At 72.1% G+C, this 12,066-nt stretch carries 10 protein-coding genes; 4 read left to right on the plus strand and 6 right to left on the minus strand.

The annotated features are described in order from the left end of the window. Positions 1-98: 98 nt before the first annotated feature. The 6 genes from WME90_RS40485 to WME90_RS40510 form a co-directional block, all read right to left on the minus strand. On the minus strand, positions 99-827 hold the full coding sequence (locus tag WME90_RS40485) for a hypothetical protein (protein WP_437277436.1): 729 nt from the start codon (positions 825-827) through the stop codon (positions 99-101). Continuing rightward, the gene (locus tag WME90_RS40490) at positions 824-2,836 is read right to left on the minus strand and encodes a DUF1585 domain-containing protein (RefSeq protein WP_437277437.1); all 2,013 of its coding nucleotides are present in this window, start codon (positions 2,834-2,836) and stop codon (positions 824-826) included. The genes WME90_RS40485 and WME90_RS40490 overlap by 4 nt, the downstream gene beginning before the upstream one ends. Next, on the minus strand, positions 2,833-4,398 hold the full coding sequence (locus WME90_RS40495) for an ABC transporter ATP-binding protein (protein WP_437277438.1): 1,566 nt from the start codon (positions 4,396-4,398) through the stop codon (positions 2,833-2,835). Before WME90_RS40495 ends, WME90_RS40490 begins: the two co-directional genes overlap by 4 nt. Then, positions 4,395-5,477 (minus strand): ABC transporter permease, encoded by a 1,083-nt coding sequence (locus WME90_RS40500; RefSeq protein ID WP_437277439.1) that lies wholly within the window; start codon positions 5,475-5,477, stop codon positions 4,395-4,397. The genes WME90_RS40495 and WME90_RS40500 overlap by 4 nt, the downstream gene beginning before the upstream one ends. Before the next feature lie 63 nt (positions 5,478-5,540). After that, positions 5,541-6,638, minus strand: coding sequence for an ABC transporter permease (locus WME90_RS40505; protein ID WP_437277440.1), 1,098 nt, complete (start codon positions 6,636-6,638; stop codon positions 5,541-5,543). Between the two features lie 19 nt (positions 6,639-6,657). Then, positions 6,658-7,692: a BMP family lipoprotein gene (locus tag WME90_RS40510; protein WP_437277441.1), complete on the minus strand. Its 1,035-nt coding sequence runs from the start codon at positions 7,690-7,692 to the stop codon at positions 6,658-6,660. 355 nt (positions 7,693-8,047) lie between these two features. Between WME90_RS40510 and WME90_RS40515 the strand changes: the two genes are divergently transcribed. The 4 genes from WME90_RS40515 to WME90_RS40530 all read left to right on the plus strand — a co-directional run bounded on the left by WME90_RS40515 (position 8,048) and on the right by WME90_RS40530 (position 11,966). After that, the gene (locus WME90_RS40515; protein WP_437277442.1) at positions 8,048-8,662 is read left to right on the plus strand and encodes a hypothetical protein; all 615 of its coding nucleotides are present in this window, start codon (positions 8,048-8,050) and stop codon (positions 8,660-8,662) included. 5 nt (positions 8,663-8,667) lie between these two features. Next, positions 8,668-9,948 carry a c-type cytochrome gene (locus WME90_RS40520; RefSeq protein ID WP_437277443.1) on the plus strand — a complete coding sequence of 427 codons (1,281 nt, stop codon included), beginning with the start codon at positions 8,668-8,670 and terminating at the stop codon, positions 9,946-9,948. Between the two features lie 162 nt (positions 9,949-10,110). Further along, the gene (locus tag WME90_RS40525) at positions 10,111-11,580 is read left to right on the plus strand and encodes a sensor histidine kinase (protein ID WP_437277444.1); all 1,470 of its coding nucleotides are present in this window, start codon (positions 10,111-10,113) and stop codon (positions 11,578-11,580) included. Positions 11,581-11,594: 14 nt separating this feature from the next. Continuing rightward, a complete protein-coding gene (locus WME90_RS40530; RefSeq protein ID WP_437277445.1) occupies positions 11,595-11,966 on the plus strand; it encodes a response regulator in 372 nt (123 codons plus the stop codon). Positions 11,967-12,066: the final 100 nt, after the last annotated feature.

Raw genomic sequence — 12,066 nt, forward strand, 5'->3', positions numbered from 1 at the left:
CACGCTCCTCGGCGCTGCTGAGCGTGTTCCCGGGACGGCTGGCAAAGCCGGAGGTGCGCAGGCAGCAAGTCCCCGCCATGTTCGGGACTGCAGCCCCCCTAATACAAATGAAACTCCGGGTGCCGCACGAGCCCGTAACAGACGGCCGCCCACCCCGCCTCCTCCGGCGAGAACCGCGACTTCGCCGCGTCCTTCGCGCGGTGCCGCGCGACCGTCCCCTCGTAGAGCGCGAAGAACCTCCCCTGCCGGTCCGGCGGCGCGAGGCGCGCCGGGTAGCTCAGGAACGTCCGGTGCAGCACGTCGAAGCGCGGGGCGAACGCCGCCTCGTCCGGGTCCTGCGCGGGCAGATCGAACGCGAAGATCAGCCGCCGCTCGATCGGGACGCGCTCCTTCGCCTTGAGATCGTGCTCCAGGGCGCGATCGCAGAGCGCGATCCCGAGCCGCTCGAACGCCGCGATCATGAGCGCGTTGGTCTGCGTCGCGCGCGGGAGATCCAGGCTGTAATCGGGGAGCCCGAGCGCCGCGAGGTAGTCTCCCCAGGTGTCGAAGAGCGCCGCCTTGTCGTCCCCCCGCGCGCGGCGCTCGACCTCGGCAGGCGCGAGGCCGCCGAAGAGCCGGAGGTACGTCCTCAAGTACGCCTCGGCCGGGATGAGCCGCAGATCCTGCTTCGGAACCCGGCTCTGCGCGACGCGCCCCGTCTCCCGGAGCGGCGCTGCAGGCCGCGGCGCGATCGCCTCCGGCGGGGCGCACGCGCTGGCCAGCGCGGCCACGGCGGCAAGGGCGAAGGCCCCCGTCCGGCCCGGCGCCCTCCCCCGGGCCTGCGTCACCGCGCCCCCTCGCCGCGCCCCGCGCCGCCGCTCCTCGCCGCTCCGCCCCGCTCCGCACCTCCCGTCGCCCCGCCGCTCCTCTCGGCGCCGCCCCGCTCCAATGCAGGCCGCACGTTGCTCGCGCGCGCATACGCCGGCGAGCGGACGATCGCCTCGACAAGCGGCCGCATCCGGTAGCCGCGCCACACGAACCGCTCGCGCAGCGCGCCGAGCAGCGCCTCGTCCTCCTCGCGCAGCGGCCGCCCCAGGAACGACTCGGCGACGCGCTCGACGGCGCACGACGCGAACTCCGGCGTGCGCGTGAGATCGACCGCGGCGCCGACCGGGCCGCGCTCGGCGTGATCCATCGAGGCATAGGCGCCCCGCAGCACGCCGCGCTCCCGGCTCGAGAACACAGGGTCGTAGAAGCGCTGGCACGATTGACTCGCCTTCCCCTCCGCGTTCAGCTTGCACACGGGGTTCTCGACCGGGAGCCGCTCGGCGGGCAGATAGGTCCACGTCGTCTCGTCGACCCGCGTGAAATACGCCGCGAGCGGCTCCAGCGTCGCATGGCAGCTCGCGCAGCCCGGCCGGACCATGAGATCGGGCTCGTCCGACGGCGGGAGCTCCGCGTGCTCGGCCGTGAAGCTCTTGCACAGGAACGCGCTGTAGAGCGCCGCCGCGCGCGCGCGGCGCGAGGCATATTTCGCGAGGAACACCGTCATCGTGACGAGCCCAGCCGCGCGCGGCCCGCGATCGGGGATGAACGTCCAGCCCGAGGCGTCGTGCGGGGCGACGACCGGCGGCACCGCGCCCGGCAAGAACAGGGGCGCCTCGTCCTCGCGCATCCCGAAGGACACGTGCAGACCACAGCACACCGCAGGCGCGATCGACCGGTAGAACTGCGCGAGCGGCCCGTTGACGAACGTGTAACGCCCCGTGAGGACCTCCCGGAAATCACGATCCGCCGCGAAGACGTGGTTCAGGTAATGAATCGCCTCCTGCGACCACCAGAGCTTGTGCCATCCGGAGACCGTCTGCGGCGCCGAGCCGATCGGATCCTGGAGGCCGAGCGGGACATGGGCCGGCAGCTCGAACGCGCGCGGATCCCTGTCGTTGTTGACGCCAGGCATGCAGTGCTCGAGGCCGATGCCGCAGCCGCAATCGACGCTCATCCTCGGGGCGAGCGCGCTCCGGCACGAGATCGGCTCGCCCCGGTGCGCCTTCGCATAAAGGTCCTCGCGCACGGGAGGGCGCGCGCGGCCCGGCGGCAGCGGAGCCCCGCTCGGCAGCGGGGGGATGCCGCTCGCGAAGATGTGGCCGACCTCCGCGGTCTGCGCCTCTTCCTTGCAGACCCGGACCTCGACCGTCGGCGTCTTGCCGTCAGGCTCGAACAGGAGCTGCGGCACCGGGGCATAGGCGCTGTCCGGGTCCTTCCACCCATCGCCATAACGCTGCGTCGGGAGGACGGAGAGATAATCACGGTAAAGCCAGTACGGGCGCACGAGCGTGGTCCGCTCGTCGAGCAGCCGCTGGGAGATGCGGACGGACGCCCCAGCGAAGGGCGCGAAATCCACCACCCGGAGCCCGCTCTCGGCCTCGGAGAAGCAGAACTCGCCGTCGATCACCGGGTTCAGGCGGCGCTGGTTGACGCGGGAATAGACGTAGATCGGCCTCCCGTCCGGGCCGGCCACCTGCGCCCGGCGGAGCGTCGTCTCCGACGGCGTGAACACCCCCACCGGGCCGAGCTCGAGCCGCAGGACATCCATGTAGATGCGCGTGAGCCGCTCGACATAACCCGGTCCGTCGAGGTGGCGCTCTATCCAGGCGTCCAGATCGAAGCCCGGCGACTCGAGCTCGGCGAGCTCCTCACGCGTCGGGAGCCGCCCCTTCAGGTCGAGGGAGAGCGCGCGGAAATACCGGTACTGCTCCAGCGTCGGGGCGGCGGCGGACGGCGGCGCGAACGAGGCCACGGCCGCCGCCGCGAGGGGCGCCGCCACGGCCAGCGCGCGGAAGGCGCGCCCCCTCATGCGTCGACCTTGTCCGCCTTGTCCGCGGCGCGCGGCGGGGCCTCCTCGCCGGGGAGCACCCCGGCCATCAGCATCCCGAGCTCCGTCCGCGACACGGCGCCCGCGTCGCGCGTCGCCACGATCTCGCCCCGGTACATGACCGCGATCCTGTCCGACAGCGCCAGGATCTCGTCGAGCTCCGCCGACACGACGAGCACCGCCGCCCCCGCGTCGCGCGCCGCCACGATCTCGCGGTGGATGTGCTCGATCGACCCGACGTCCACGCCCCGGGTCGGCTGGCTGGCCACGAGCAGCTCCACGGGGCGGCTCATCTCGCGGGCGAGGATCACCTTCTGCTGGTTGCCGCCCGACAGCGTGGACACGGGCGTCTCCGGGCCGGGCGCGCGGATGTCAAAGGTCTTTATCAACCGCCTCGCGTTCTCCTCGCGGGCGTCGTCGCGGAGCACGCCCCGCACGGCGAACGGGGGCTCGTTGTAGGTGCAGAGCACGAGGTTGTCCGCGATCGAGTACGAGAGCACGAGCCCGTGGCGCTGGCGGTCCTCGGGCACGTGCGAGACGCCGCGCTCGACGAGGGCGCGGGGCTGCGCGCCGGTGACGTCGCGGCCCCGGAGGAGCACGCGCCCGGCGCGGGGCGGCGAGAGGCCGGTGATGGCCTCGCACAGCTCGGTCTGGCCGTTGCCCTGCACGCCGGCGATCCCCAGGATCTCGCCGGCGCGCACCGACAAGCTCACCTCCCGCACCACGTCGGCGCCCGATCCGCGGCGGCCCGCGACGCACAGGCGCTGCACATCGAGCACGACGTCCCTGGGGCTCGCCGGGGCCTTGGTCACCTGGAGCGCCACCTCGCGGCCCACCATCGTCGCCGCCAGGCCGCGCTCGTCCGTCTCCGCGGGGACGGCGGCGCCGACCACCCGCCCCCCGCGCATGACCGTCACCCGGTCCGCGATCGCGAGCACCTCCCTGAGCTTGTGCGTGATGAACAGGACCGAGACCCCGCGCGCCGTCAGCCCCCGCAGCACGCGGAACAGCTCGTCCGCCTCCTGGGGCGTCAGCACGGCCGTGGGCTCGTCGAGGATCAGGATCTCCGCCTTGCGGTAAAGAGCCTTGAGGATCTCCACCCGCTGCTGCACGCCGACCGGGAGGTCCTCCACCCGCGCGTCAGGATCGACGTTGAGCCCGTGGCGCGCCGAGAGCTCGCGGACCTCCGCGCTCGCGCGCCGGCGGTCGAGCAGGGCGCCGCGCACGGGCTCGGCCCCGAGCACGACGTTCTCGGCGACCGTGAACACCGGGATCAGCATGAAGTGCTGGTGCACCATGCCGATCCCGAGCGCGATCGCGTCGCTCGGCGAGCGCAGCGCGACCGGGCGCCCGCTCCGGAGGAGCGCCCCCTCGTCCGGGCGCAGCAGCCCGTAAAGGACGTTCATCAGCGTCGATTTGCCGGCCCCGTTCTCCCCGAGCAGGGCGTGGATCTCGCCCTCGCGGAGGTCGAGATCGACCTTGTCGTTCGCCACGACGCCGGAGAACCGCTTTGTGATCCCCCGGGCCTCGAGGACCGCCGTCACCGCCGCCCCTCCCGCTCGTACGGCAGGCCGTCGGCGGCCGGCGACGTGGTCTTGCCGATGACGCCGGTCAGGAGCAGCAGCGTCAGGAGGTACGGGACCAGCCCGACGACCGACGATTGCTGCAGGAACGACCACGACGGCGGGATCTGGTCGCGGAAGAGCTGGAGGTTGATCTGGAACGCCTGCGCCGCGCCGAAGACGAGCGCCGCGGCCCACGAGCCGAACGGCGTCCAGTCGCCGAAGATCATCGCGGCGAGGGAGATGAAGCCGCGGCCGTTCGTCATCAGCGGCTCGAACGACGGCACCGACTCCAGCGTGAAATACGCGCCCCCGAGCCCGGCGATCGCGCCGCCGATGACGACGTTCACGTAGCGCACGCGGGCGACGTCGATCCCGACCGTCGCGGCCGCGCGGGGGTGCTCGCCCACGGCGCGCGCGCGCAGGCCCCACCGCGTGCGGAACAGCACGAGGTGCGCCAGCCCGACCAGCGCGACGGCGGCGACGGCGATCGGCTGCTGCTCGAACACGGGGCCTACGATGGGGATGTCCGCGAGCAGCGGGACCCGGAGGCGCGGCAGCACGCCCGGCGCGTGAGGCACCTGCCCGCCGAACGCGCTGCCCTGCCCGAAGAAGAGCTGGCGGTTGAAGAAGCCGGTGAGCCCCACGGCGAGCAAGTTGATCACCGTCCCCGCGAGGATCTGGTCCACCGAGAAGGTCACCGCGAGCGCGGCGAGCAAGAGCCCCAGCGCGGCGCCGGTGGCGACCGCGATCACGACGCCGAGCAGCAAGCTCGGCAGCGGCGGCAAGCCGAGGACAGCGCTCGCGTAGATCGACCCGAACCAGCCCGAGAACGCCGCCGCGAGCATCATCCCCTCGATGCCCAGGTTGACGACCCCGGAGCGCTCGCAGAAGACGCCCGAGAGCGCCCCCAGGGTGAGCGGGGTGGCGACGGCGAGCGTCGTGGCCGCCATGCTGGCCACGATCGTCAGGGGAGGCACCTGCGACGCGCCGACCAGCGTCACGACGAGGACCAGCACGCCCACGACCACCGCGATGAATGCGTAGCGTCGATAGCCCATCTCCGTCCTTCCCTTTTCCCCGCTCCCCGCTCTGGTCCCCGTCCCCTCGCTCGATCCGGCGGGTCAACCGCCCCAGCCGCGCGTCAGCACGAGCCGCTCGCGCTCGCCCCGGACACGGTAGATGCGCCGCACCAGGGCGTCCGCCGCGACGAAGAGCAGGATCAGCGCCTGAATGACGGAGATGACGTCGATCGGCACCTGCGTCAGGTACTGCATCCGGGTCGCCCCGCTGCGCATCACGCTGAACAGCAAGGCCGCCAGCACCGTCCCGCCGGGGTGCGCCTTGCCGAGCAGGGCGATGGCGATCGCGTCGAAGCCGTATCCCTGCGAGAACCCGAGCTCGTGCCGGTGGTGAAGCGCGCTCACCTCGATGGCGCCAGCCAGCCCGGCGAGGGCGCCCGAGAGCGCCATGGTCGCGATCACGGTGCGGCTCACCCGCACGCCGGCGTAGCGCGCGGCGTCGGGGCTCTGCCCCGCCGTGCGGATCTCGAAGCCGAAGGTCGTCCGCCGGAGCGCCCAGCCGACGAGCGCCGCCGCGAAGAGGGCGAGCGGGAACCCCCAGTGCAGCCGGAAGCCGTCCACGAGCGCGGGGAGGCGCGCGCTCTCGTCGATGAGCGGCGTCCGGGAGAGCACGTTCGACGCGCCGGGATCCTTCATCGGGCCGTTCAAGAGGAAGCTGACCGCGTTGAGGGCGACGTAATTGAGCATGATCGTGCTGATCACCTCGTGTCCCCCGGCGCGCGCCTTGATCCACCCGGGCACCGCGGCCCACAGCCCGCCCGCGAGCGCGCCGAGGAGCAGCGTCACGGGGACGTGCAGCGGCGCGGGCACGCCGAAGCCCAAGAGCCGCGGCAGCCAGTGGCCCGCCCAGGCCGCGGAGAGCGCCCCGAGCGCGAGCTGCCCCTCCGCGCCGATGTTGAAGAGCCCGCCCTTGAGCGCCAGCGAGACCGACAGGCCGGCCAGGATGTACGGCGTCGCCCACACGAGCGTCTCGCTCACCGCCCGCGGCGAGCCGAGCGCGCCCTCGAGCATGCCGGCGTACGCCTCGAGCGGGCTGCCCCCCGCCACGGCGATGAGGACGCCGCCCAGGACCATCGCGGTGAACACCGAGAGGGCCGGCAGGAGCAGCGGCCTGAGGCGCCGGATCAGCTTCTCTCGCATCCTCGGGGGCCCGGACCGATCACGGCCCCTTGGCCGGCGGCACCGCCGTCTTGAGCGTGCCGTCGAGGAGCCCTCTCCGGAGGTCCTCCATCTTCGCCTTCACCTCGGCCGGGACCTTGGCGTCGAGATCATGATACGGCGCATACCCCGACTTGCCCTGGAAGTTCCCCGACGGCAGCTTCCCCTCCTTGGCCGACTTGATGAGATCGAAGGCGCCCTCGGTGATGAGCTTGACGGCGCTGGAGAGCAGGACCTTCTGGGCCTCTGGCACCGTGTAGTACTGGTCTGTGTCGACGCCGATGGCGTAAACGCCCTTCGTGGCCGCGCCGAGCAGCGCGCCGTTGCCCGTCTTGCCGCCGCCGCCGAAGACGATATCGACCCCCTTGTCGATCATCGAGACAGCGGTCGTCTTCCCCCACTCGGGATCGGTAAACGTCTTATCGAAGCCGACGTCGTTGTGATAGACGACGCTGAGCTCGATGTCGGGCTTGACGTGGCGCGCCCCGGCGCGGAAGCCCTCGCCGAACCGGAAGACGGGCGGGACGGCGTCGGTGGCGAGCACGGCGCCGATCTTCCCCGTCTTGGTCATCATCGCGGCCAGCGCGCCGACGAGGAAGCCGCCGTGGTCCTCGGGGAAGACCAGGCCCACGACGTTCGGCTTTGTCGCCGCCTGGAACTGGTCGACGCCGATGAACTTGACGCCCTTGTACTGGTCCGCCGCGGCGTGCGTCGCCTCCGTGAGCCCGAAGCCCGACGTGACGACGACGTCGTAGCGCTCCTCGGCGAAGGTCGCGATGTTCTTGGGGTAGTCCTTCGGATCCGTCGTCTCGATGTACTGCGTCGTGGCGCCGAGCTCCTTCTGCGCCCGCTGGATCGCCTCCCAGGCCGACTGGTTGAACGACTTGTCGTCGATCTTGCCCATGTCGGTGACGAGGCCCACGCAGAACACCTCGGGGCTCGCGCAGTCGGCCTTCTTGCTGCTGCTGGTACACGCCGGGAGCGCGCTGGCGAGGGCCAGCAGGACCGCGATCGCGACGCGCCGCTTCTTCAACATGCCGGATCTCCTTGGAAGGCCCGCATTGGACACCGGGCCGCGCACCAAGGCAACCATCGCATCGCAGCAGCGCATCTTTTCCCACATTCCCCCATTCCCACATAGGCGTTCTCATCCGTGCGGGAGCACGCCGCGCCTCCGCTCGAGATCGCGATCGGGGGAGCAACATTTTTTCCTTGAGCGTTGTCACAGTCGATCGGCAGCGCCCGATGAGCGACGGAGCGCGCCGTCACAGCCTGCCCGAGGAGGTCCTCCCATGAATGGTCCCGCCGTTCGACTCACTCTTTTTTGTGCTCTCATCGCGTCCGCCCTCGTCCCCGCGACGGACGCGTCGGCCTGCGGTGGAGTCGAGATCATGCCCGCGATCGACTACCGCGTGATGGGGATCGCGCAGGCCGAGCAAGCGCTTCACAACGGCCGGTTCACCGCGGCGGCGGGGAGCGTGATCCGGATGTTCCCCGAGATCCGGCGGATCTCTTATGACAAGGACCCGCTGATCAACCGGGCCTTCCGCGTCCTCGCGGTGGCCACCGCGCGCGCGGACGGGGCGCTCCAGGTCGGCCCGGAGCTGCCGCGCGAGCTGCTCGAGACGTGGGACGGCGCGTCGGCCGAGGAGCGCAAGGGGAACATCGACTGGTCGATCCGCGCGCTGCGCCGGCTGAACGAGCAGCGGAAGAACGATCCGGCGCTCCAGACCGACCTGGGCGAGGCGCTCGCCAGGGCGCCCGAGCACCGCGGCGAGGCGCTGAAGCTGCTCGGCGGCCTGGCGGAGAAGGACCTCCTGACGAGCCCCGAAGCCTACGCGGCGCTGGCGCGGCTGCGCGCGCTCTCGGGGGACAACGCGGGGCACGACGCCGCGGCCAGCCGGTGCGAGACGATGGCGCAGAACAAGGCGCTCTGCCGGACGAGCGGCGCGGTCGGCGCGGGCGTCGCGGGCGGCGCGGTCGGCGCGGTCGGTCAACAGAGCTGACGTCGATGCGCGCCCGCCCCCTGCTCGCCGTGCTCGCGGCGCTCGCCTCGGGCGCCGCGGGGTGTACCTCCGAGGACGCGCGGGGTCCCGCGCCCGCCGCGCCGCTTCCCGCGAGCGACGCCGGCGCAGGGGCCACCGCGGCGCCATCGCTCGCGGCCACGGCGCAGGCCGGCGATCCGGCGCGCGGGGAGCGGCTCGTCGCGGAGCTTCAGTGCAACCGCTGCCACGACGGGACCGGGCACGCGCCCGCGGCGCGCGACGCCCACTGCGTCCAGTGCCACCAGGACATCGCGGCGGGGCGGTTCCAGGCGCCGGCAGCGGCGATGAAGCGGTGGAACGAGAACCTTGTGCAGCTGCGCGACGTGCCGTCGCTCGCCGCCGCCGGCGACCGGCTCCGCCGCGATTGGATCCGCGGGTTCTTGCTCTCGCCGCACGACGTGCGGCCGCGCCTTCACGCGACGATGCCGCGGCTCGCGATCGGGCCCGAGCAGGCGAGCGATATCGCGGCGTACCTCACGCGCGAGCGGCGCGAACGTCCAGCAGCGTCGCTCGAGGGCGCGAGCGCGGCCCGGGGGCGCGAGCTCTACGAGGCCAAGGGGTGCGGGACGTGCCACGCCTTCACCGGGACGGCGGGGCTGACGGCGGTCGCGCCCGTGAAGGGGATGGAGAAGGAGACGCGGGCCGCGATCGCCCTGGCGCCGGATCTGAGGCACGCGCGCGACCGGATGGAGACCGCCGATCTCGTCGCGTGGGTGCTCGATCCCGGGGCGATCAAGCCGGGCACGCCGATGCCCCAGGTGCCGATGTCGCCCGCCGAGGCGCGGGACATCGCGGCCTTCATCGTGACCGCGGAGCTCTCGCCGCGGGCGCCGGCGAGCGCGCCCGAGCGGCTGCCGCTGCTGTCGCGGCGGGTGACCTACGCCGAGGTGGATCGCAGGGTGTTCCGCGTGACGTGCAGGCACTGCCACTCCGAGCCGGATTACGCGCTCGGAGACGGCGGGCCCGGGAACACGGGCGGCTTCGGGTTCAAGCCGCGCGGGCTGAACCTCGCCACATACGAGGGGATCGCCGCGGGCTACGTCGACGATCACGGCGAGCGGCGGAGCGTGTTCTCGCGCGGGCCGGACGGCGCCCCGCGCCTCGTCGCCGCGCTGCTGGCGCGGCAGGCGGAGGAGGCGGGCCGCGCGGATCCGGCGGTGCGCGGCATGCCGCTCGGGCTGCCCGCGGTCGGGCCGGAGGAGATCCAGCTCGTCGAGAGCTGGATCGCGCAGGGCCGGCCGCAGTAGCGAGCGGGCGATCCGGAGACGGCGATCGCCAGCGCCGGTTCGGCGTTGTCGTGGTGCCCCCCTTGCTTCCACGGTCACACCGAGGGGTGGCCGATGCCTCGGTGGTCTCAACGTGCTCAGCACGCGGGCTCGCCTCCGAGCAACGGAGGCAACGGGCCTCCGATGAGGATGTCCATCGGCAGGCGCCTTTCCCTGCTCATAGCGAGCCAGCTGATCCTGGCCGCCCTGGGCATCATGACATCCATTGTCGCGTTCAGGCGGCTCACCCACGAGACCGCCTACCTGCGTCACTACGTCTTCGAGCCGTTCGTCGTCATCAGCAGCGGCATCGAGTCGTCGAACGCGCTCTTCGACCTGCTCGCTCGCCCGTCGTCGGATGTCGCGTACGACGCCCGGAGGCCGATGATGGAGCTCCGATCCTTCGTCGAGCAGTACCAGCGCGACTGGTTGACGGCGACCTCGACCCTGCCGGAAGCCCTCCACCTCCGGGCCGCGCTCGATCGGGCAGGAGAGCTCGGGCTGCTGAATGAGGAGCTCGCGGCGGTGGACACCATCGCCGCCGTCGTGGCGAGCCTCGAGCGCACGACCGGGCTCGTGGGCCCCGCGCCCACGGCGCCCTTCTTGCGGCGCGCCGACGTGGAGGACCTCGGCGCCGCCCTCGCCAAGCTGAACAAGATCAACCTGCGGTACATGGATGTCGCTTACAGCGCCTACGACCGCAACCGGCGGCTCATCCTCCTCGCCTTCCTGTCCGTCTGCCTCGCGGGCGTCGCGGCGGCGTCGCTCTTTGGCCTCGCCGTGCACCGCGCGATCGTGCCGCGCGTCCGCCGGATGGTGACCGCCGTCCAGCGCTTTCGCGAGCTCGGCACCTACGAGCCGCTCGGGGACTGGGGCAATGACGAGCTCGCCGTGCTCGCCCACACGCTGAACACGAGCTTCAAGGCCATCGCCGAGCGCGACAAGGATCGCGACCGATTCCTCGCCGTCGCGGCGCACGAGCTGAAGACGCCGCTCACCACCATGAAGGGGTTCTCGCAGGTCGCGCTCAACCAGCGGCACGACGCGGCCGTCCGCGACCGCGCCCTCGCGATCATCGATCGTCAGGCGACGCGCCTCGCCCGCCTGGTCCAGGATCTCCTGTGGTGTGCGCGGATATCCGGAGGCGAGCGGCCCTTCAACCCCCAAGCGATCGACGTCCAGGAGCTCGCCCGCCGGGTGATAGGAGAGATCGAGCCCGTGGCCAGCGATCACAGCATTCGCCTGATGCCCCGCGGAGACGCGCACATCCTGGGCGATCCCGAGCTCCTCGAGCAGGCGCTCTGGAGCCTGCTCGTTCAGGCCGTGTCGGTCGCGCTCGAGCACGAGCCGGTGCTAATGACGATCGATGCCGACTCCGCCGGGCGCGAGCTCATCACGATCGAGGTCCGGGGCGGGAAGGATCTCCCGGAGGACCTCGATAGGCTGCTGGAGCCCTTCGCCGTCATCGCGTTCGAGGGGCGGCGCGGCGAGCCGCGCGGCACGGGCATCGGCCTCCACCTCGTCCAGGGGATCGCCCGGCTCCACGGCGCGCGCTTCTCGATCGAGCGCAGGCCCGGCGACATCATGGTCTTTTCTCTGGAACTCCGACGCTAGCCAGCGGAGGGAACATGCTGCGAAACCGCGTGCTGGTCATCGACGATGACCCCGATTTCCGGGAGCTCGTCTCCCTCAGCCTGAGCGAGTGGGGGCTCCAGTGCCTCCAGGTCGCCGACTGCACCGAGGCGCTCCCGCTGATCGAGCGCGAGCGCGACCGGCTGCAGGCGGTGCTGTGCGACTACTTCATGCCCGGGCTCTCTCCCCGCGATTGCACGAACGCGATCCGCGCGCGGCTCGATCCGGTGGTGCGCGTGGTGCTCGTGAGCGCGGCGGTGGACATCTCGGAGCTCGCCGCGGATCTCGGGCTCGCGCGGTTCCTCGCGAAGCCCTTCGATCTCGAGCAGCTCCACGACGCGGTGCTCGGCCAGCAGCCGTCAGCGTGAGCGGCGCGGCGGATCGCAGAGCGGCGGCGCGCTCCGTGGTAGCCTCCCGGCCCTCGCCCGCGCGCGGGCGGACCGCACGTCGTGCGGATCGTGGAGGTTT

Source organism: Sorangium sp. So ce375, from assembly GCF_051473855.1.
In the GTDB taxonomy this organism is placed as follows: domain Bacteria; phylum Myxococcota_A; class Polyangia; order Polyangiales; family Polyangiaceae; genus Sorangium.

Bases quoted from the DNA above. Each gene is read 5' to 3' on its own strand.
- WME90_RS40490 (WP_437277437.1), bottom strand. From the start codon at position 2,836: ATGAGGGGGCGCGCCTTCCGCGCGCTGGCCGTGGCGGCGCCCCTCGCG.
- WME90_RS40500 (WP_437277439.1), bottom strand. From the start codon at position 5,477: ATGGGCTATCGACGCTACGCATTCATCGCGGTGGTCGTGGGCGTGCTG.
- WME90_RS40505 (WP_437277440.1), bottom strand. From the start codon at position 6,638: ATGCGAGAGAAGCTGATCCGGCGCCTCAGGCCGCTGCTCCTGCCGGCC.
- WME90_RS40510 (WP_437277441.1), bottom strand. From the start codon at position 7,692: ATGTTGAAGAAGCGGCGCGTCGCGATCGCGGTCCTGCTGGCCCTCGCC.
- WME90_RS40515 (WP_437277442.1), top strand. From the start codon at position 8,048: ATGCCCGCGATCGACTACCGCGTGATGGGGATCGCGCAGGCCGAGCAA.
- WME90_RS40520 (WP_437277443.1), top strand. From the start codon at position 8,668: ATGCGCGCCCGCCCCCTGCTCGCCGTGCTCGCGGCGCTCGCCTCGGGC.
- WME90_RS40525 (WP_437277444.1), top strand. From the start codon at position 10,111: ATGAGGATGTCCATCGGCAGGCGCCTTTCCCTGCTCATAGCGAGCCAG.
- WME90_RS40530 (WP_437277445.1), top strand. From the start codon at position 11,595: ATGCTGCGAAACCGCGTGCTGGTCATCGACGATGACCCCGATTTCCGG.